Below are 18,928 nucleotides of genomic sequence, written 5' to 3'. Positions count from 1 at the left end.
TAATTTTTCGTTAGTTCTTGTCATAACTTGGAAAGGAGAAAAATGTTCTATATTATCTTGTTGATTTTAGTTGCCTTTGCGTATATTTTCATGATGCCCAAAGACGTTCGGCGGAGTATGGACATTTTCTTCTTTGCTGGTGTTGGAGTTCTAGTTCTTGCTTTTGCTGTGGCACAGGCGGTAAGTCATCGGTCATTACTTTTAGAAATTATCGGTATTGTGGCGATGCTTGTCGTAACGGTCAGAGCTTGGATGGAATTGGAAAAGTTGGACAGTCGAAAAAGAAAAAAATAAATGATTGATTGATTAATAATCAAGCAATGAATAAAACTGTCAAAGTTTGGCAGTTTTATTTTGATTTTGTAGAAATGGAGAAAAAACATGGATATGGAAAAAGTGGCTCAAGGTTTTGAGCTAGTTGTTGCAAATATTATGTTACTATCTGAGAAATTGGATACAGATTTTTATGATGCTTTTGTAGAACAAAATGCTGCTTTTTTAGATGATACTGACCAAGGAATTGTTGAATTGTCAGTAAATAATGACAAACTTCGTCAGTTAAATTTATCAAATAAGGAGTGGCAAAAACTTTTTCAATTTGTTTTGTTGAAAGGGTCACAAGTCGCACCACTTCAGCCCAATCATGCAATGACTCCAGATGCAATTGGTTTAATTTTTAATTTCATTATTGAACATCTTAATAAAAATTCTGAACTTCGTTTAATTGAATTTGGGTCTGGTATGGGTAATCTTGCTGAAACGCTTTTGGTTAATCTTAATAAAAAGGTTGATTATGTAGGCTTTGAAGTTGATGATTTACTTTTAGATTTGTCTGCTTCAATGGCTGAAATTATGGGGAGTCAGGCTGAGTTCATGCAAATTGATGCAGTACAAAAGCGTTTGATGGAACCTGCTGACGTTGTTGTCAGTGATTTACCAATTGGTTTTTATCCAGATGATGAAGTTGCAAAGAATTTTGAAGTTGCGACTACTGACGGACATACTTTTGCTCATCATCTTTTGATTGAGCAATCATTTAATTATTTAAAAGAGGGTTCTTTTGCCATTTTCCTAGCTCCAGAAGATTTACTGACAAGTCCTCAAGGACCTCTATTAAAGGAGTGGATTAGTAAACATGGGAGTGTGATGGCTGTCATCACTTTACCAAAATCACTTTTTAATGCTGATGCTAAGGCGATTTATGTTTTGAAAAAGGGACCGGCTGCACATGCAACTTTTGCTCACCCTTTGTCTTCACTGACAGACAGAGAAAGTTTAGAAGTCTTTATGGAAGAATTTACAAAAATTGTAAAATTATAAGATTGAAATTACTGACAGGTTCTGTCAGTAATTTTTTTGGTTAAAATGTATGAAAATGATTGAATTTGAAAACGTTTTTTATTTTAAAAACTACATCTTGAATTAAGCTCGTGAATCATGACCGAAAAACACAAAAGGAATTGTAATTGTGTTATAATTTAACCGTATTTCAAATTCAAGGAAGGTTTATTAAACATGACCAAAACATTAGCAGTTAACGCTGGTTCATCATCTATGAAATGGCAAATGTATGAAATGCCAGAAGAAAAAGTTCTTGCCAAGGGATTAATCGAACGAATTGGTTTGAAAGATTCGATTGTGACCGTCAAATTTGGTGAGCAAAAAGAAGAACGCGTTTTTGACATTCCAAATCATACAGAAGCAGTAGAAGTTTTACTTGAAGATTTAAAACGATTGAAAATAGTAGAGGAATTTACTGAAATTACAGGTGTAGGACATCGTGTGGTTGCTGGAGGTGAAATTTTCCAAAAATCAACAGTTGTTACACCAGAAGTTTTGCAACAAGTTAAAGATTTGTCAGCTCTTGCTCCTTTGCATAATCCAGCAAATGCTGCAGGAATTGAAGCTTTTTTGAACTTACTGCCTGATGCAACTTCAGTAGTAGTTTTTGATACAGCTTTCCATACAACGATGCCTGAAAAAGCATTCCGTTATCCATTGCCTAAAAAATATTATACAGATTATGCTGTCCGTAAATATGGGGCTCATGGAACTTCACACATGTATGTTTCACAAGAAGCTGCAAAATTACTTGGAAAACCAATTGAAGAAACTAAAATTATCACTGCTCATATCGGGAATGGCGCATCACTGACAGCAGTAAAAGGTGGGAAATCAATTGATACTTCGATGGGATTCACACCACTTGCTGGAGTAATGATGGGAACACGTACAGGTGAAATGGACCCTTCTGTTTTTCCATACCTTATTGAAAATGACTCTGAGTTAAAAGATGCTCAAGGTGTTGTTGATATGATGAACAAAGAATCTGGTCTCTATGGTGTATCTGGTATTTCATCAGATATGCGTGATATCATTGCTGCTAAAGATACAGATACTGATGCAAAACTTGCATTCGAGATGTATGTTGATCGAATTCAAAAATTTATTGGTCAATATTTGGCCGTTTTGAATGGGGCTGATGCTCTTGTCTTCACCGCTGGTATTGGTGAAAATTCGGTTCCTGTTCGTGAAGCAATTCTTTCTGGATTGACTTGGTTTGGAATTGAAGTTGACCCTGAGAAAAATGTCTTTGGCGTCGAGGGAGAAATTTCAACACCTCATTCACGCGTAAAAGTTTTTGTGATTCCAACTGACGAAGAGCTTGTAATTGCTCGTGATGTTGAAGCACTTAAAAAATAATTAATTAAAAGATTTTGTTCTAAAACAAAATCTTTTTTATTTTTAAAATGACATAAAATGATAAGTTCTGGGAATCCTTGAGGGAGGAGAAATGAAATCAGACATAAAATATGATATAATTTTAAGAATAAAACGCATACATTAAGGAGAGTAAGTATGGAAAAAACGCTCGCTGTCAATGCAGGCTCCTCGTCATTAAAATGGCAACTTTACGAAATGCCGGAAGAAACCGTGATTGCTAAAGGAATTTTTGAACGTATTGGTTTGTCTGGCTCAATCTCAACAACTAAATTTAACAATGAAGAACACGTTAGAAAACAAGAAATTGTTGACCATCGTCAAGCTGTTTTGTTATTAATGGATGAATTAATTCACTTTAAATTAATTCATGAATTCCGCGAAATCACAGGAATTGGCCATCGTGTTGTTGCAGGTGGGGAATTTTTCAAAACTTCTACGGTTATTAGTCCTGAGGTTTTGGCTGAGATTAAAAATCTTTCAACTTTGGCTCCTTTGCATAATCCTGCTAATGTTTTAGGGATTGAAGCTTTTCAACGGCTATTACCAGATGCACTTGCAGTTGCAGTTTTCGACACTGCTTTTCACAGTACTTTGCCAGAAAAGGCTTATCGTTATCCTATTCCAACAAAATATTATGAAGATTATTCAATCAGAAAATATGGAGCACATGGAACGTCACACATGTATGTCGCCCAAGAAGCGGCAAAAGTCTTAGGAAAACCATTGGAAGATTTGAAGCTAATTACGGCTCATATCGGAAATGGAGCTTCAATTACAGCAATTGAAGCTGGAAAATCTGTTGATACTTCAATGGGATTTACACCACTTGCTGGTGTAATGATGGGAACACGTGCAGGTGAAATGGACGCCTCAGTCATTCCTTATATGTTAGAGAGCGACCCAAGCCTTAGAAATGCTCAAGATGTGATTGACATTCTCAATAAAGAATCTGGAGTTCTTGGGGTGTCAGAACTCTCAAGTGATATGCGTGATCTTTCAGAAGCTGTGGCTAAAGGAAATCCTAAGGCGATTCTTGCTTATGAAATGTATGTTGACCGTCTCAAGAAATTTATTGCCCAATATTTTGGAGTGTTAAATGGGGTTGATGCTCTTATTTTCACGGCTGGTGTTGGTGAAAATGATACAGCTGTTCGGACTGATGTAGTTAATGGACTTTCTTGGTTTGGCATGGAAATTGATGAAAGTAAAAATGTTCGTGGAGCATTTGGTATCATTTCTAAACCAGAGTCTAAAGTGAAAGTACTTGTTGTGCCAACAAACGAAGAATTGGTTATTGCTCGTGATGTTGAAGCTGCTAAATAATTAGATAAAATTTACTGACAGAAATTTGTCAGTAAATTTTTTTATTTATGAAAAAGCTGTCAGTAAAGTTTTGACAAATGGTTTGTCTTCTATAAAAGAAAGCGTTATAATTAGAGTAAATGGAGGGAAGGTTATGGAGGATTTACCAAAAGTTACAAAAGCTGAAATGTTGCCAGGAGTGCGTTTACGTTTGGAATTTGATAATGGACAAGTTCGATATTATCCTGTTCATGAGCAAATTGATTTGCTGATGAATCCTTTTGATGTGAGTAAGTTAAAAAAGACGTATGGCGCAAATTTGTTTCTTGGAGGAATGGTTTCATGGATTGGAAATGAGATTAAGATTGAACCTAATGGAGATTTGTTACTTAATAAATCGGTGATTCCTGCTGAAATGCTTTGGAAACACAGTATTAAACATGTTGACAGTCTGGACCCGGAAAAATTGAAAGAGTTAGAAGAAATCAAGCACCCAATTTGGCAAGGTTTTAAAAGTCTTAATTTAATCTTTTGGATTGCGGGGATTCTTTTTGTGATTTATTTACTTATTCAGTTGTTGGGACATCTGGGTTTATTGACATCATGATAGTTTCTAAAAAGGCTTTGATTAGTCTTTTTTTCGTGAGCATTTTATGGTAAAATAGAGAAAATATAATAGAATAGGTGCAATATGGCTGAAATTAAATATAAACGCGTACTGTTAAAACTTTCGGGAGAGGCCCTCTCAGGCGAAAAAGGTTTCGGATTTGACCCTGAAACAGCAAAAGCTGTCGCTGAAGAACTCAAAGAAGTCCATGATTTGGGCGCAGAACTTGCGATTGTTTGCGGTGGTGGTAATGTTTGGCGTGGAGTTACTGGTGAGAAAGCCGGAATGGAGCGTGCTCAGGCAGATTACATGGGAATGCTTGCAACAATTCAAAATGGATTGTTCATTCAAAGTGCTCTTGAAAATATTGGGGTTGACACACGAGTGATGACAGCCATTGAGATGAAAGCTGTTGCTGAACCTTATATTCGTCGTCGTGCTGAACGCCATTTAGAAAAGGGACGTGTTGTCATTTTTGCTGGGGGAACTGGTTCGCCTTACTTCTCAACTGATACAACTTCTGCATTACGTGCTGCGGAAATTAATGCTGATGTCATTTTAATGGCTAAAAATGGTGTTGATGGTGTTTATAATGCTGACCCTAAATTAGTTGCTGATGCTATTAAATTTGAACATTTGACACATATGGATGTTATTACCAAAGGCTTGCAAGTAATGGACAGTACGGCTTCAACAATGTCAATGGATAATCATATTCCACTTGTTGTTTTCAACATGAATGAAGCTGGAAATATTACACGTGTCGTTCGTGGTGAAGAAATCGGAACAACGGTTGAATAAGATTTACTTACAAAAAAAGCTGTCAGTAAATTTATTCATTAAAAAATTACTGATGGAAATACTAGCATAACTGTAATCATTAAAATACTAACGCTTATCTCTGACAAAGTTTCTGTCAGTAAAATAAATAGAAGAATTAAAAGTAGAAAAAGGAAATAAAATGGCAAACGAAATTGTTACAACAGCTCAAGACCGGATGAAACAATCATTAGGAAGTTTACAACGTGATTTAGGACATATCCGAGCTGGTCGTGCCAACGCAAGTCTTCTTGACCGTGTTCAAGTTGTTTACTACGGCGCACCAACACCACTCAATCAATTAGCGTCAATCACAATTCCAGAAGCGCGCGTATTGATGGTTACTCCTTTTGATAAATCAATCTTGAAAGATATTGAAAAAGCATTGTATGAATCAGATCTTGGGATTACACCAGCAAATGATGGTTCTGTGATTCGTTTAGTTATCCCAATGCTGACAGAAGAACGCCGTCGCGAACTTGTCAAAGAAATGGGTAAATATATTGAATCAGCAAAAGTAGCGATCCGTAATATCCGTCGTGATGCAATGGACACTGCTAAGAAATCAGAAAAAGCAAAAGAAATCACTGAAGATGATCTTAAAGATCTTGAAAACAACATTCAAAAAGTGACTGATGACGCAGTTAAAGAAGCAGACCGTCTTGCATCAATTAAAGAAAAAGAATTGTTGGATATCTAAGTAGAACAATCTAACAAATAAAGTAATCTGTAAAAGCATTAACGGCTCCATTGAGCCGTTTTTACATCAAAAATCTGTCAGGATGGATAAATTTGAGAGAACTAATCAAACTTAGAGAGCAACCGTCTTATCTCAAAGAAGCAATTCGATTTTTTCAGGAAAAATGGGGAAATACGGACAGTAACCCTGTATATGATGACTGTTTGAAGCATAGTTTAGAGAGTAACAAAAACATTCCTCAGTGGTATCTGATTGTTGATGAAGGAAAAATTATTGCGGGTTGTGGACTGATTAGCAATGATTTTATTAGTCGAATGGACTTATATCCTTGGCTTTGTGCACTTTATGTTGAAGAAAAATTTCGAAAGCAAGGTCTTGCTGGTCTGTTGATTGAAGCAGTAAAAGAAGATTGCAGAACTTTTGATTTTGATAAACTTTATCTTGCAACGGATTTTGCTGATTTCTATGAGCGCTTTGATTTTCATCATCTAGCTGACGGCTATCATCCTTGGGGTGAAAAATCACGGATTTACGAAGGAAATATCAATTAAACAGAGACAAATAGTCTCTCAATCACATTTTATAAAGAGGTACAAATGAGTATTATTGGACAAACAATCTCCGCGATAATCGTGGAAGAAAGTGAACGTTTCTATTTTCTCCAAAAGGGAGAAGATTTATTACGTTTAGATAAAACAGAAGGTGAACATACAGTTGGCGATGTGGTAACTGGTTTTGTTTATGTGGATAAAGATGACCATCGTCGTTTGACGACTTTGGAACAAAAAGCAACAAATGAGCATTATGGTTGGGGAACGGTAACAGCTGTTCGTAAGGACCTTGGTGCCTTTGTTGACACAGGTTTACCAGGAAAAGATGTGGTTGTCTCTCTTGATGATTTGCCACTCGAAAAAGACCAATGGCCAAAAGTTGGTGACCAACTTTATGTGAAATTAATTATTGACAGAAAAGAGCGGATTTGGGGTCATTTAGCTTGGCATGAAGATTTCTGGAATCTTGCAGGTCCTGGTTATGACAACATGCAAAACCAAGATTTACGAGCAATTGTTTATCGAAATAAAGAATCAGGAACATTTGTTTATTTGCCTGACAACAATATGCTAGGATTTATTCATCCAAATGAACGTTTCTCAGTCCCACGTGTCGGTCAAGAACTTCAAGTTCGTGTTATTGGTTTTAGAAAAGAAGACCGTAGTCTAAATCTGTCAGCAAAACCACGTGCTTATGAAATGCTTGATGCTGATAGCCAAATGATTTTAGCTTATCTTCAATCAATGGGCGGGAAAATGGCATTTAATGACAAATCAAATCCAGATGAAATAAAAGCAACTTTTGGAATCTCAAAAGGACAATTCAAAAAAGCGCTTGGTGGTTTGATGAAAGCTAAAAAAATCAAACAAAGTCCAGAGGGAACAGAATTAATCGGAGAATAATTTACTGACAGCTTCTTTAGAAATACTAAGCTTAATTTAAAAGCATTTGTCAGTAAATTCTGTCAGTCTGATGACTTATAAAAATTTCTGTCAGTAAAAAAGTAGCTTAATTGGCTACTTTTTTTTGAGCTATGCTATAATATTTCACAAGACAAACAAAGTGAAGGAGAAATAATGGCAACAGAAAGAGCAATATTTGCAGGTGGATGTTTTTGGTGTATGGTTCAACCTTTTGAAGAACGAGAAGGGATTTTATCTGTGATAAGTGGCTATACAGGTGGAAATGTTGAAAATCCAACTTATGAACAAGTAAAAAAACACTTGACTGGTCATACAGAAGCAGTAGAAATTATTTTTGATAATAGTAAAATTACCTATCAAAGTCTTGTTGAACTTTATTGGACACTCACGGACCCAACAGATGCTTTTGGTCAATTTGAAGACCGTGGGGATAACTATCGTCCAGTCATTTTTGTTGAAAACGAAGAACAAGAAAAAATTGCCAAAGAAAGCAAAGCGCAATTGCAAGCCAGCGGAAATTTTGATTCACCTATTGTGACAAGTATTGAAGCCGTTCAAAAATTCTGGCCAGCAGAAGACTACCATCAAGGATTTTACAAAAAAAATCCAGAAGATTATGCTCAATCAAGTAAAATTCGTCATGATTTTTTGGAAAAACAATGGGAAAAATAATTAATTTTCCGACTTAATGATAATAGAAAGAGAAAATGACTTTTTATAATTACCTTATGCGCCATCGCGCACCAGTAGAAAAAGATGATGCAACTCGTCTTGCAAATTTAGTTTTTCAAGATCCGCTTTTTCCAAAACAGTCTAAAGATTTTGATGAAATTTCGACTTATTTAGAAACCCAAGCCCCATTTTATTTTAATCTTACCCTGTTTGATAATATTTGGGAAAGTTATTTAGAAGCTTAAATTAAAGTAATTTGGAAATATTTTCTAAAAAAATAGAGTTGACTCACTCTATTTTTTTGTAAAATTTTTAAGCAAAATCATCTTCTAGTTTTTCCTTATCCAAAAGTTTAATCATTCGTCCTTGACGGCTAATAATTTTATTTTCTTCAAAAACCTTGATTTTACGTGAAATTGTTTCTGGACTGGTTCCGATATAATTGGCAAGCTCCTTGAGTTTCATTGGAATTTCAAAATAAAGGCTATCAGAAGTGGCAGATAGATTCAAAAAGTAATGTGCAAGACGTGCTTCAACATCATCTAGTGCCAAAAATCCTGCTTGGTGCTCAGCAGCTAGATATTTTTTAGCATTAAGTTTTAAAAGTTGTAATGAAAGACTAGGATAAGTCGTTAATAATGTCTCAAAATCAGATTGACGCAAGAAACAAATCGTAGAATCAATCATAGCCTGACCATAAAGTTGTCCGTTAGTCACGCCAAGTAAGGCTCCTTCGCCTTCATAATCGCCTGCTTCGATGATTCTTAAAAGTTGCTCTTTGCCACTTTGTGAAAGTTGTGAAATTTTAAGTGCACCTTGAGCTACAATGACTAATAAAGGCTCTTTGTCAGGGCTAATAATAATTTCACCTTTTTTAATTTTTTTGTGTTCAACAATTTTTTCGACCTTAGTTAAATCTTGTTCAGCAAGTTTTTCAAAGAGTGGAACTAATTGGACACAATGATGATTATCTAAAGTCATTTTATTCTCCTTATTTGAGTAGATATTTTTCCTGAAAGATTTTCTTTAATTATAACCTTATTTTTAGTCATTTGCGACAGGAAAATTTTTGGATAGTATTTTTTTATGAGGAATTAAACGCATTGCGTTGAGAATAACCAATAAAATACTTGCTTCATGGACAAACATTCCAGTCGCCATATTGACATATTGTCCAATAAATCCTGAACTATTCCCCAAGATTAATCCGGAAAGAAGAAAGATTACAACAAAGAGAGCAATTAAAATATTTTGTCTCATATTTTTCCTTGTACTTTTTGCAAGGGAATGAGCATAAGAAAGGTTATCAAAATTAGAACTCATAAGGACAATATCTGAAGTTTCAATGGCGATGTCAGTCCCAGATGACATTGCGATTCCCACATCGGCAAGTGCAATACTAGGGCTATCATTAATACCGTCGCCTATAAATGCTACTTTTTTACCAGCTAGTTTATAGTCTTGCACGATTTTTGCCTTGTCTTCAGGTAGGAGATTGGCGTAAACCTGACTGATTCCCACTTGTTGTGCAATTGATTGAGCGGTACTTTCATTATCGCCTGTCAGCATTATCAGCTCTTTAATTCCTTGTTTTTTGAGTCTGGTCAATGTTTCTTTTACATTTGGTCGGATTTCGTCAGTAATTCCATAAAGTAAACGCACCTTATCATCAGCAATTAATACTGTTGAAAGTCCATGTTTTTGAAGTTTCATTAAATCATTTTTTTGTTGAGCGTTTAAAAAAATTTTATGATTTTCAAGGAGTTTTTCGTTTCCAATCAATAAATGGTCAGCAGAAATCCCCTGTCCTTTTATGACTTCGATATTTTGAAGAGGTACTTTGGTAAATTCACCGATTTCATCAATGATTGCCTTAGCTAAAGGGTGATCTGATTGACTTTCAAGCATAGCGACTTGGTTGATAAGTTCGGTAGAAGCGCCATAATTTTTAGTAATGGAGACCTGAGTCTTTCCTTTGGTAAGTGTTCCCGTTTTGTCAAAAAGAAGCAGGTCAGTCTGACTAAAATTAGTCATGATATTTCCACCTTTAATTAAAATTCCCTTTTTGGCTCCATTCCCTATCCCTGCGACATTACTGACAGGAGGTCCAATGACAAGGGCACCCGGACAACCTAAAACTAATAAAGTAATTGCCAACTTGATATCTTGACTGACAATGAAAATTAAAAAAGAGAGAACTAAAACACTAGGAGTATAATATTTTGCGAAACGGTCAATAAATTTTTCAGCAGAGGATTTTGTATCTTGGGCTTCTTCCACTAATTCAATAATTTTACCAAAGGTGGTATCCTCTCCTACCTTTTCAGCTTGAATCAAAAGAGTTCCATTTTCAAGAAGCGTTCCAGCAAAAACCTTATCTCCGACTCCTTTTTTTATTTCAGCGGACTCCCCACTAATACTTGATTCATTGACAAAACCAGCCCCCTCATAAATAGAGCCATCTACAGGAATTTGAGCGCCAGTTTTTACTAATAATTCGTCATTAATCTTGACATCATCAATATCAATGACTTCTCCAGAAATCCGAAGAGCGGTTGAGGGAGCAATTTCTGTCAAAGATTTAATGGAAGAACGTGTTTTTTCTAAAGTTTTCTTTTCCAAAAAAGCTCCGAATGCGAAAAGAAAAGTAACAATTGCTGACTCCTCATACTCTTGAATAAAAAGAGCAGCAATAACAGCAATTGATACCAATAATTCAATTGAAACTTGTTTGAATTTAAGTGCTTGGACTGCTTGAAAAGCAATTGGGACGAGACCAATAAATGTAGCTAATAAGAGTGCAAAGGCCCAAAGAAAATAAGAATTCAAAAGATATTTTCCACTATAAGCGATTAAAATTAATAAGGCTGAAAGACCAGTCAATTGATTACTATATTTTTTTAGTAAAGCTTGAAGTTTCATGAGTTAACCTTTCTTGGTTTGATAGTTCTATTATAGATTACTTGCAACTTAAAAAAATTGATAGTCATCAAGAAAATTAACCTTTCGTAAACAAAGAAAAGTTGACATCAGTCCTTTTTTTTGATAAAATACTCAGGTATGTGAATTTTCACATGCACGGCGTGGAAGCTGTAAAATACAGCATCATACCACATCACGAAAACAAAATATAAGGAGAATTTATCGTGGCTAAACAAGTAGAAAAACTCGTTAAATTACAAATCCCTGCCGGTAAAGCAACACCAGCTCCACCAGTTGGACCAGCTTTGGGTCAAGCAGGTGTTAACATCATGGGATTCACAAAAGAATTCAACGCTCGTACAGCTGACCAAGCTGGTATGATCATCCCAGTTGTTATCTCAGTTTATGATGACAAATCATTTACATTCATCACAAAAACTCCTCCAGCAGCAGTTCTTTTGAAAAAAGCAGCAGGCGTTCAAAAAGGTTCTGGTGAACCTAACAAAACAAAAGTTGCTTCAGTTACAAAAGCACAAATCAAAGAAATTGCAGAACTCAAAATGCCTGACCTTAACGCGTCATCAGTTGAAACTGCAATGTCAATGATTGAAGGTACTGCAAAATCTATGGGATTCACTGTTACTGACTAAAAATTTAGACGAATTACTTCGTTGACAGAACCCTCACCTACTTAGGTAGGCTTCGGAACCTGTCGCCTCGTACTTCGACTAAATTTTCGAGATTTACATATTGTAAATTCAGAAAAAGTCACACATGCAATCCACACATTTAGTGGAAGGCTGTTACTCTTGTTGTTATAAAAGTACTATTAGTTCATCTGAGCGGCGAGGAGCGAGAAAATAGCTTCCGACGTTTAGTATAAAGACCGTGTTTGGAGGGGAATATTTTCCTTTGAGCGCATCAGAGCGAATTTTCAAACGCAACAAGGAAGACAGACAACCGATATTACCACAAGGAGAAAATAGAAATGGCTAAAAAAAGTAAAGCATTGCGCGCAGCGATTGAAAAAATCGACGCAACTAAATTATACAGCGTAGAAGAAGCTGTAGCACTTGCAAAAGAAACTTCATTTGCAAAATTTGATGCAACTGTAGAAGTTGCTTACAACCTTAACATCGACGTTAAAAAATCTGACCAACAAATCCGTGGAGCAATGGTATTGCCAAACGGTACTGGTAAAACTGCTCGTGTTCTCGTTTTCGCTAAAGGTGCGAAAGCTGAAGAAGCTACAGCAGCTGGTGCAGACTTCGTTGGTTCTGATGAACTCGTTGCTAAAATCAACGGTGGATGGTTGGACTTCGACGTTGTTATCGCAACACCTGATATGATGGCTGTTGTTGGACGTCTTGGACGTGTCCTCGGACCACGTAACTTGATGCCAAACCCTAAAACTGGTACAGTTACTATGGATGTAACTAAAGCAGTTGAAGAATCAAAAGCTGGTAAAGTTAACTACCGTGCTGACAAAGCTGGTAACGTTCATGTTCCAATCGGTAAAGTTTCATTCGATACAGAAAAACTTGTTGAAAACTTTAAAGCTTTGAACTCTGTAATTGCAGCTGCTAAACCTGCTGCATCTAAAGGAGCTTACATCACAAACCTTTCTGTTACAACTACAATGGGTCCTGGTGTTAAAGTTGATTCTGCATCATTCTAATAACAATAAAAAAGAGAAAAATATTTTTCTCTTTTTTTATTTATTGTAGAATATAAAAAAACATGCTAGAATGAGGTATGTTATTATTTATATGGGCTTATACAACAATTATCTTTGCAATTGCCTATCTTTTTCAAGTTCTAAACCTGACGCTGATTGGATTAGAGGTCGTTACCATTCTCATTCTTTTTATCAGTTTTTGGGAAAGTACCAAAGGAAGACATTGGCGAATTATTGGAATGAATATTATTAATATTATATTCATAAGTATTCTATATTTTTCACAACATACCTTTACTTACATTCAACATCATGATGTCGAAAAAATGCTGGTCATAGTTGTTAGTTTTGTCTTGTCCCAATTATTGGGGATTTTCTGGGGGAGACAGTTTTATAAACATCAAGAAAAATCAAAAAAATAAAAGGGTTGAAATTATTCAACTCTTTTATTTATTTGATTAACAAGTTCATTAATTTTTTCAACTCTAGGTTGGATGGAAATTTGAAATTCATCTACTTTTTTTTGAATATCTTTTCCAACTTTTTCGGCTTTGATACCTTCTTCTTGAACACGTTCCACATTTACTTTCATCGTGTTGACTTCTTCTGACAACTCGCCAATGATATTTTTTAAGTCTTTAAATAATTCAATCATAGTAATGTCCTTTTATTGGTCATTGATTTCTTTAGCAATTTCAGCTAAATCATAATCATGAGCAGTGAATTTTCCAACGAAACCATCATTTTCATCAAAACGAGGAATAAGGTGAATATGAGTATGGAAAACAGTTTGACCAGCGATTTCTTCGTTATTTTGTAAAATGTTCATCCCTTTAGCATGAAGATTATTAACAATTTTGTTGGCAATAAAAGGGACCTTGCTGAAAAGTTCAGCTGATTGTTCGCCTGTCATTGAAAGAATGTTGCGATAATGTTTTTTGGGAACCACTAATGTATGCCCTTTAGTTGTTTGAGTGATATCAAGGAAGGCAAGAACATCATCATCTTCATAAATTTTGGTGCTAGGAATTTCACCAGCGATAATTTTGCAAAAAATACAATCTTCCATTTGATAGGTCCTCCAGTAGTAATAATGACTCTTTACTCAAAGTCAAAACTTATAATATACTTAGATTATATTATAAATAAGCTAAAAATCCCAGTAATAATGCTGAAACTTACTAAATCGTAAGGAAATTGCCGAAAAAGGGAAATTCAAATATGTTATAATAAATAAAACTTTTATTTATTATAACTTAAATCTAAGCATTTTTTATTTTATAAATTTGATATAATGTAATGAAAATTATTCTTCTGTTTAGAGAAAGTATGGGGGAGTTTAGGAGTATGGTGAGAAAAAAAGCTAAGAAGAAAAAGAATGCTAATCGGCCACTTGGTTTGATTTTTAAATATTTGCGAGAGTTTTTTAAGTTTTGGTTTGAATATCTTTCGATTTTTGTTGGAGCAACTATAGTCATCACACTTGTTATTATTCCACTTTTAGAATCCATTTCTGAGCTTATTATGCGAGTTAGTGGAATTCCTTATGTTTCTTATAATAATCTTGGAAACTTGTTTCAGCAGCATTTCTTAGGAGTTTTGGGGCTCGTAGTTGTCTTGTTTGTGCTCATCTTTTTGGTTTATCTGCAATTCATCGTTCAGTTTCAAGGAATTCGTTTGATTCAGGCGAGAACTTTTAGTTTAAAAAGTTTATTTAGGCAAGTTATTTCGGATCTTAAAAATGTCAGAATTCAACAATTAGTCTTTTTCGTATTTTATTTTCTATTAATTATTCCTTTTGGACGTTATGTTTTTAGTACGCCACTTTTGTCGAAAATTAAAATTCCTGTTTTTACATTTGAATTTTTCTTTAAAAGTTGGCAAAATATGCTAATTTTTTTCCTATTTTATGCTATAACATTTTGGATTAGTACCCGTTTAATTTTGACTCTTCCACTGATGATTTTAAAAGGTAAATCATTGAAAGTAGCAATAAAAGAAAGTTTAAAACGAACAAAAGGAGTTAGAAATTTTTTCAGACTATCTGTTTATTTTGGACTTATCGGTTTATTTAGTATAATAATGCAGGGGCTTCTTTTTATGGGCGGCTACTTTGCCCAAGATTATTTGGATAAAACTTCTTTTGCTCTTGTGGGAGCAGTGTCAATACTGGATTTGATTTGGTTGGGAAGCTCTATTATATCTACCTTGAGTTTGGTCATGCTTTTTAGTTACTTGATAAGAGAAGCTGACTTGGAAGCCTTTGAAATTTCAGAAGTAGTAAAAAAATCTCCGAAAGTTAGAAGAAAATATAAAATAATTTTTTCTACTTTAGCTGTTTTAATTTTTGCTTTAGTGAGCTGGACTTATGTTGAAGGATTTATGGATACTGTCCCTTTAACCATTTCACATCGGGGAGTTGATGAAGAAAATGGGGTGCAAAATACAATTCCAGCCATGCAAGCTACGGCTAAATCAAAACCAGATTATGTTGAAATGGATATTCAGGAAACAAAAGACCATCAATTTGTTGTTTTCCATGATCCAACTTTAAAAGATTTAGCTGGAATTGATACTCCGCCACAAAAACTTACCTTAGCAGAATTGACGAATACAGTTGTTTCGGAAAATGGTAAAAAGGCTTTAATCCCAAGTTTTGATGATTATTTAGCGGCTGCTGAAAAAGTTAACCAAAAATTACTGGTTGAGATTAAAGTATCTCCATTTGATTCTCCAAAGATGGTTGAAAATTTTAGTAAAAAATATGGTGCACGTCTTTTAAAAGATAAGGCTATGATTCATTCTTTAGATTATAATGCTCTTTTAATTGAACAAAAAATTAATCCTAAGATTAAAGTGAGTTTCATCCTTCCGTTCAACTTACTTTTCTCACAAACTAAGATGTCGGCCTATACCATGGAGGCCACAACACTCAATAGTAGTTTTGTGGATAAAGCTCAGGCAAGAGAGCAGATGGTTTTTGCTTGGACGGTCAATGACGAAACGGATATGAGAGAACAGATGTTCAATGGAGTAGATGGAATTATTACAGATAATCTTGATGACTTAAAAGAAGTTATCGCCGAGGATGATGATAATCCGAGCTATGCGCAACGTATTTTAAGAATGACTTCAATAATAAATATAGAATAAGATTGAAAAGAGGAATGTATGTTAAAAGTAACAAATCTAACAGGTGGCTATTTGGGGCATCCTGTCTTAAAAGACCTTAATTTTGAAATTAAAGAAGGTGAGTTAGTTGGACTCATTGGTTTAAATGGGGCAGGAAAATCGACAACAATTCAAGAAATTATTGGACTTTTGACTCCTTATTCTGGACAAATTGAATTAGACGGCTTAACTTTACAACAAGATTTAGAAGGCTATCGTAGAAAAATTGGTTTCATTCCAGAAACACCAAGTTTATATGAAGAATTGACTTTGCGTGAACATATTGAAGTGACAGCTTTAGCTTACGGGATTTCTGTTGACTTGGCTTTTGAACGTGCTGAAAAATTATTAGAAACTTTCCGCTTGAGTGATAAATTAGATTGGTTCCCTGTGAATTTTTCAAAAGGGATGAAACAAAAAGTGATGATTATCTGCGCATTCTTAGTGGAACCTTCGCTCTATATTGTTGATGAACCTTTTATGGGACTTGATCCGCTTGCGATTCAGGATTTGATTGACTTGATGATTGACATGAAAAAATCAGGAAGTTCGATTTTAATGAGTACACATATCTTGTCCACAGCTGAAAAATTCTGTGATAAATTTATTGTTTTGCATGAAGGTCAAGTTGTTGCTTTTGGAACAGTAGAAGAATTACGGACTCAATTTAATCAGCCTAAGGCAAGTTTAGATGAAATTTATCTTGCCTTAACAAAAGGAAATATTCCAAACTCTAAAGAAGTTGTAGAGGCAGGAAAGTCAAATGAATGAAATTTTTAAAAAACGACGTAACCTTTGGTATAAGCAAAATATAAAATATCTTCGTTATGTATTTAATGACCATTTTGTTTTGTTCCTGATGATTTTATTAGGAGCTTTGGTGGTTCAGTACATTAACTTTCTACAAATTCATCAGCTGAATTTATGGGGCAAAATTATTTTAGTTGTTTTGGTCAGTTTGGCTAGTCAAATTGTGGGACGTTTGGCAACATTTATTGAGAGTCCAGATAAAGTTTTTTTTCTGACAAAAGAAATGGAAGTTCGGGCATATTTAGTAAAATGTTTAATCCGCTCTTTGATTATTCCAGCAGTTGTGTCAGCACTTTTGGTTTTGATTGCTGCTCCATTATTAAGATTTAATCCTATTTTCTTAGTCCTTTGGTTCGTCTTACTTGTCGCAATCAAAGCGGCTTGGTTGGCTTACAAAATTTGGACTTCTCAAAAAAGTGGACTTTTGGATTGGGCTTTCTTGATTGATTTAGAAGAAGGACGAAAAACAGGAACTTTAAGATTATTTTCACTGTTTACGAATGTTAAGGGACTTAAATCACACAGTCATCGTCGGAAATATCTTGATTTTCTACTGACGAAAACAAAAAGAACTTATGAGTATCTATTTACAAGAAGTTTTTTACGCTCAGGAGATTATCTTGGTTTAACGATTCGTTTACTTATTTTGTCAATTTTAGCGATGATTTTTATTAATAATGGAATTGTTGCCATTATTATGCTGGTTGTATTTAACTATTTGCTTATTTTTCAACTTTTATCATTACAAACGGCTTTTGATTATCAACTTTTAACAAGAATTTATCCACTGAAAAAAGCGGCTAAAACAGCTGGCTTACGGGTGCTTATTTTTAGAGTGATGATGTTTGTGACAATTGTTGAATTGATTCTGTCATTAATTTTTGTTCGACCATTTTTCTTGAGTTTGATTATATTACTTACGAACTTTTTACTGACAAAATTTTATGTTAGATTCCGACTTAAAAATAAATAAAAAAGTTACTGATAGAATGTCTGTCAGTAACTTTTTATTTATAATTTGATAATTTTTGTACCATGAACATAATTTGTTCCAGTTAATTGAGCGAGGTTTTCAAAGTTTTCAGCATTGACACCCCCACCAATAATAATGTTAATTTTACCCTTAGCATAGTCAATAAGACTTTTAAGTTTGTCAGTATTTAAGGGTTGGTCAAGTGGCCCACCGTGCGTCAAAATTTTATCTACGCCAAATTCGACAAGTTGGTCAATTGCTTTTTCTTGATCAGCTACTTCATCAAAAGCCATGTGGAAAGTGATTGGGAGCCCTTGTGCGGCAATGCTCACTGTTTCAAGTGCGTCAGTATCTATTTCATTGTCAGGAGTAAGGGCACCAAATACAATGTTTTGGGCACCAGCTTCAACAGCTTTAAGTGTATCAGTCTCAATAATTTTAAGTTCATGAGAATTATAAACAAAATTACCACCGCGAGGACGAATCATGACAGCAAGAGTTGTCTTACTTTCGGCAACATATTTGGCAGCTTCTTCAATGACACCATAAGAAGGAGTGGTTCCTCCAACTGCGAGGTTGTCGCAAAGTTCAATTCTCTCAACGCCGGCTTGAAGCGCTTGAGGAATTTTGGTAAAATTTTCAAGGCAAAGTTCTCGGATAATCATAATTTCTTCCTTTCATCTACTAAAATTATTATAACATGATTATCTTGTTTAACTTAAAAAAATTACAAGAATTATTTTGAATAAAAAGAATGAAAGTGATTATGCTAGAATAGAACTATGTTAAAATATAGAGCTTTAATCCTTGGTATATAAGGGTTGTAGAGATTATAAACACAAATTTTAACGCTTTTTACTACGTTCGACCAAAAAATCATAATGCTTTTAAGATACTGCTGAACTTTTCAGCGGTCTCTTTTTCTTTACTTTTGGCAAGGTGGCTATATGTATTCATTGTGATAGAATAATCAGCATGTCCTAATCGTCTTTGTATCTCTTTAGGGTTAACATCGTTGTTCATCAAAAGACTAGCGTGAGTATGACGGAAACCGTGAAAGCCAATGTTAGGTACT

At 34.7% G+C, this 18,928-nt stretch carries 22 protein-coding genes; 16 read left to right on the top strand and 6 right to left on the bottom strand.

Annotated elements, in window-relative coordinates:
• The first annotated feature begins 42 nt into the window (after positions 1 to 42).
• From MKX45_RS00110 to MKX45_RS00060, 11 genes are all read left to right on the top strand, one after another.
• Positions 43 to 294, top strand: coding sequence for a DUF3165 family protein (locus MKX45_RS00110; RefSeq protein ID WP_004254583.1), 252 nt, complete (start codon positions 43 to 45; stop codon positions 292 to 294).
• Between the two features lie 87 nt (positions 295 to 381).
• Positions 382 to 1,320: a class I SAM-dependent methyltransferase gene (locus MKX45_RS00105; protein WP_012898520.1), complete on the top strand. Its 939-nt coding sequence runs from the start codon at positions 382 to 384 to the stop codon at positions 1,318 to 1,320.
• 195 nt (positions 1,321 to 1,515) lie between these two features.
• On the top strand, positions 1,516 to 2,703 hold the full coding sequence (locus tag MKX45_RS00100) for an acetate kinase (RefSeq protein WP_004254593.1): 1,188 nt from the start codon (positions 1,516 to 1,518) through the stop codon (positions 2,701 to 2,703).
• A gap of 156 nt (positions 2,704 to 2,859) precedes the next feature.
• On the top strand, positions 2,860 to 4,047 hold the full coding sequence (locus MKX45_RS00095; protein ID WP_336270366.1) for an acetate kinase: 1,188 nt from the start codon (positions 2,860 to 2,862) through the stop codon (positions 4,045 to 4,047).
• A 133-nt stretch (positions 4,048 to 4,180) separates the two neighbouring features.
• On the top strand, positions 4,181 to 4,633 hold the full coding sequence (locus tag MKX45_RS00090) for a hypothetical protein (protein ID WP_057720381.1): 453 nt from the start codon (positions 4,181 to 4,183) through the stop codon (positions 4,631 to 4,633).
• Positions 4,634 to 4,717: 84 nt separating this feature from the next.
• Positions 4,718 to 5,434, top strand: a complete 717-nt coding sequence (pyrH, locus tag MKX45_RS00085) for a UMP kinase (RefSeq protein WP_004254608.1) — start codon at positions 4,718 to 4,720, stop codon at positions 5,432 to 5,434.
• A 160-nt stretch (positions 5,435 to 5,594) separates the two neighbouring features.
• Positions 5,595 to 6,152 (top strand): ribosome recycling factor, encoded by a 558-nt coding sequence (frr, locus tag MKX45_RS00080; protein ID WP_004254618.1) that lies wholly within the window; start codon positions 5,595 to 5,597, stop codon positions 6,150 to 6,152.
• 92 nt (positions 6,153 to 6,244) lie between these two features.
• Positions 6,245 to 6,703, top strand: a complete 459-nt coding sequence (locus MKX45_RS00075; protein WP_057720382.1) for a GNAT family N-acetyltransferase — start codon at positions 6,245 to 6,247, stop codon at positions 6,701 to 6,703.
• Between the two features lie 45 nt (positions 6,704 to 6,748).
• Positions 6,749 to 7,606, top strand: coding sequence for a CvfB family protein (locus tag MKX45_RS00070; RefSeq protein WP_010906261.1), 858 nt, complete (start codon positions 6,749 to 6,751; stop codon positions 7,604 to 7,606).
• A 174-nt stretch (positions 7,607 to 7,780) separates the two neighbouring features.
• On the top strand, positions 7,781 to 8,299 hold the full coding sequence (gene msrA / locus MKX45_RS00065; protein ID WP_012898514.1) for a peptide-methionine (S)-S-oxide reductase MsrA: 519 nt from the start codon (positions 7,781 to 7,783) through the stop codon (positions 8,297 to 8,299).
• 35 nt (positions 8,300 to 8,334) lie between these two features.
• A complete protein-coding gene (locus MKX45_RS00060; RefSeq protein WP_010906259.1) occupies positions 8,335 to 8,544 on the top strand; it encodes a YozE family protein in 210 nt (69 codons plus the stop codon).
• Between the two features lie 67 nt (positions 8,545 to 8,611).
• On the opposite strand, the gene MKX45_RS00055 is transcribed toward MKX45_RS00060, so the two are convergent.
• Together MKX45_RS00055 and MKX45_RS00050 are read right to left on the bottom strand one after the other, a co-directional pair.
• Positions 8,612 to 9,280, bottom strand: a complete 669-nt coding sequence (locus tag MKX45_RS00055; protein WP_015427111.1) for a Crp/Fnr family transcriptional regulator — start codon at positions 9,278 to 9,280, stop codon at positions 8,612 to 8,614.
• A 63-nt stretch (positions 9,281 to 9,343) separates the two neighbouring features.
• Complete coding sequence (locus MKX45_RS00050; RefSeq protein ID WP_057720383.1) at positions 9,344 to 11,221, bottom strand: heavy metal translocating P-type ATPase; 1,878 nt, start codon at positions 11,219 to 11,221, stop codon at positions 9,344 to 9,346.
• 224 nt (positions 11,222 to 11,445) lie between these two features.
• Here MKX45_RS00050 and rplK point away from each other — a divergent pair, with 224 nt between their 5' ends.
• Complete coding sequence (rplK, locus tag MKX45_RS00045) at positions 11,446 to 11,871, top strand: 50S ribosomal protein L11 (RefSeq protein ID WP_004254643.1); 426 nt, start codon at positions 11,446 to 11,448, stop codon at positions 11,869 to 11,871.
• Positions 11,872 to 12,209: 338 nt separating this feature from the next.
• The gene (gene rplA / locus MKX45_RS00040) at positions 12,210 to 12,899 is read left to right on the top strand and encodes a 50S ribosomal protein L1 (protein WP_004254644.1); all 690 of its coding nucleotides are present in this window, start codon (positions 12,210 to 12,212) and stop codon (positions 12,897 to 12,899) included.
• 433 nt (positions 12,900 to 13,332) lie between these two features.
• Here rplA and MKX45_RS00035 read toward each other — a convergent pair whose 3' ends face one another.
• Positions 13,333 to 13,554, bottom strand: coding sequence for a hypothetical protein (locus MKX45_RS00035; RefSeq protein WP_010906257.1), 222 nt, complete (start codon positions 13,552 to 13,554; stop codon positions 13,333 to 13,335).
• 12 nt (positions 13,555 to 13,566) lie between these two features.
• The gene (locus tag MKX45_RS00030; protein WP_057720384.1) at positions 13,567 to 13,968 is read right to left on the bottom strand and encodes an HIT family protein; all 402 of its coding nucleotides are present in this window, start codon (positions 13,966 to 13,968) and stop codon (positions 13,567 to 13,569) included.
• A gap of 278 nt (positions 13,969 to 14,246) precedes the next feature.
• On the opposite strand from MKX45_RS00030, the gene MKX45_RS00025 reads away from it, so the two are divergent.
• Genes MKX45_RS00025 through MKX45_RS00015 form a run of 3 tightly spaced genes read left to right on the top strand, consistent with a single transcriptional unit; the run spans position 14,247 to position 17,853 of the window.
• Positions 14,247 to 16,052: a glycerophosphodiester phosphodiesterase gene (locus MKX45_RS00025; protein ID WP_340816690.1), complete on the top strand. Its 1,806-nt coding sequence runs from the start codon at positions 14,247 to 14,249 to the stop codon at positions 16,050 to 16,052.
• A gap of 18 nt (positions 16,053 to 16,070) precedes the next feature.
• Positions 16,071 to 16,841 carry an ABC transporter ATP-binding protein gene (locus MKX45_RS00020; RefSeq protein WP_004254655.1) on the top strand — a complete coding sequence of 257 codons (771 nt, stop codon included), beginning with the start codon at positions 16,071 to 16,073 and terminating at the stop codon, positions 16,839 to 16,841.
• Complete coding sequence (locus MKX45_RS00015) at positions 16,834 to 17,853, top strand: ABC transporter permease (RefSeq protein ID WP_057720386.1); 1,020 nt, start codon at positions 16,834 to 16,836, stop codon at positions 17,851 to 17,853. The genes MKX45_RS00020 and MKX45_RS00015 overlap by 8 nt, the downstream gene beginning before the upstream one ends.
• Positions 17,854 to 17,891: 38 nt before the next feature.
• Here MKX45_RS00015 and MKX45_RS00010 read toward each other — a convergent pair whose 3' ends face one another.
• Positions 17,892 to 18,518 carry a copper homeostasis protein CutC gene (locus tag MKX45_RS00010; RefSeq protein WP_057720387.1) on the bottom strand — a complete coding sequence of 209 codons (627 nt, stop codon included), beginning with the start codon at positions 18,516 to 18,518 and terminating at the stop codon, positions 17,892 to 17,894.
• Between the two features lie 211 nt (positions 18,519 to 18,729).
• Positions 18,730 to 18,928: tyrosine-type recombinase/integrase (locus MKX45_RS00005; RefSeq protein ID WP_340816689.1), on the bottom strand; the 199-nt coding region annotated here is incomplete at its 5' end.

The organism is Lactococcus sp. FSL W8-0209 (genome assembly GCF_038006585.1).
Lineage (GTDB): Bacteria > Bacillota > Bacilli > Lactobacillales > Streptococcaceae > Lactococcus > Lactococcus lactis.
Note: the sequence above shows the minus strand (reverse complement) of the source record. Positions and strands in the feature narration are given on the sequence as shown.

What these genes read in the sequence shown, in the direction of transcription:
- MKX45_RS00110 (WP_004254583.1), top strand. Translation starts at nt 43, where the DNA reads ATGTTCTATATTATCTTGTTGATTTTAGTTGCCTTTGCGTATATTTTC.
- MKX45_RS00105 (WP_012898520.1), top strand. Translation starts at nt 382, where the DNA reads ATGGATATGGAAAAAGTGGCTCAAGGTTTTGAGCTAGTTGTTGCAAAT.
- MKX45_RS00100 (WP_004254593.1), top strand. Translation starts at nt 1,516, where the DNA reads ATGACCAAAACATTAGCAGTTAACGCTGGTTCATCATCTATGAAATGG.
- MKX45_RS00095 (WP_336270366.1), top strand. Translation starts at nt 2,860, where the DNA reads ATGGAAAAAACGCTCGCTGTCAATGCAGGCTCCTCGTCATTAAAATGG.
- MKX45_RS00090 (WP_057720381.1), top strand. Translation starts at nt 4,181, where the DNA reads ATGGAGGATTTACCAAAAGTTACAAAAGCTGAAATGTTGCCAGGAGTG.
- pyrH (WP_004254608.1), top strand. Translation starts at nt 4,718, where the DNA reads ATGGCTGAAATTAAATATAAACGCGTACTGTTAAAACTTTCGGGAGAG.
- frr (WP_004254618.1), top strand. Translation starts at nt 5,595, where the DNA reads ATGGCAAACGAAATTGTTACAACAGCTCAAGACCGGATGAAACAATCA.
- MKX45_RS00070 (WP_010906261.1), top strand. Translation starts at nt 6,749, where the DNA reads ATGAGTATTATTGGACAAACAATCTCCGCGATAATCGTGGAAGAAAGT.
- msrA (WP_012898514.1), top strand. Translation starts at nt 7,781, where the DNA reads ATGGCAACAGAAAGAGCAATATTTGCAGGTGGATGTTTTTGGTGTATG.
- MKX45_RS00060 (WP_010906259.1), top strand. Translation starts at nt 8,335, where the DNA reads ATGACTTTTTATAATTACCTTATGCGCCATCGCGCACCAGTAGAAAAA.
- MKX45_RS00055 (WP_015427111.1), bottom strand. Translation starts at nt 9,280, where the DNA reads ATGACTTTAGATAATCATCATTGTGTCCAATTAGTTCCACTCTTTGAA.
- MKX45_RS00050 (WP_057720383.1), bottom strand. Translation starts at nt 11,221, where the DNA reads ATGAAACTTCAAGCTTTACTAAAAAAATATAGTAATCAATTGACTGGT.
- rplA (WP_004254644.1), top strand. Translation starts at nt 12,210, where the DNA reads ATGGCTAAAAAAAGTAAAGCATTGCGCGCAGCGATTGAAAAAATCGAC.
- MKX45_RS00035 (WP_010906257.1), bottom strand. Translation starts at nt 13,554, where the DNA reads ATGATTGAATTATTTAAAGACTTAAAAAATATCATTGGCGAGTTGTCA.
- MKX45_RS00030 (WP_057720384.1), bottom strand. Translation starts at nt 13,968, where the DNA reads ATGGAAGATTGTATTTTTTGCAAAATTATCGCTGGTGAAATTCCTAGC.
- MKX45_RS00025 (WP_340816690.1), top strand. Translation starts at nt 14,247, where the DNA reads ATGGTGAGAAAAAAAGCTAAGAAGAAAAAGAATGCTAATCGGCCACTT.
- MKX45_RS00020 (WP_004254655.1), top strand. Translation starts at nt 16,071, where the DNA reads ATGTTAAAAGTAACAAATCTAACAGGTGGCTATTTGGGGCATCCTGTC.
- MKX45_RS00015 (WP_057720386.1), top strand. Translation starts at nt 16,834, where the DNA reads ATGAATGAAATTTTTAAAAAACGACGTAACCTTTGGTATAAGCAAAAT.
- MKX45_RS00010 (WP_057720387.1), bottom strand. Translation starts at nt 18,518, where the DNA reads ATGATTATCCGAGAACTTTGCCTTGAAAATTTTACCAAAATTCCTCAA.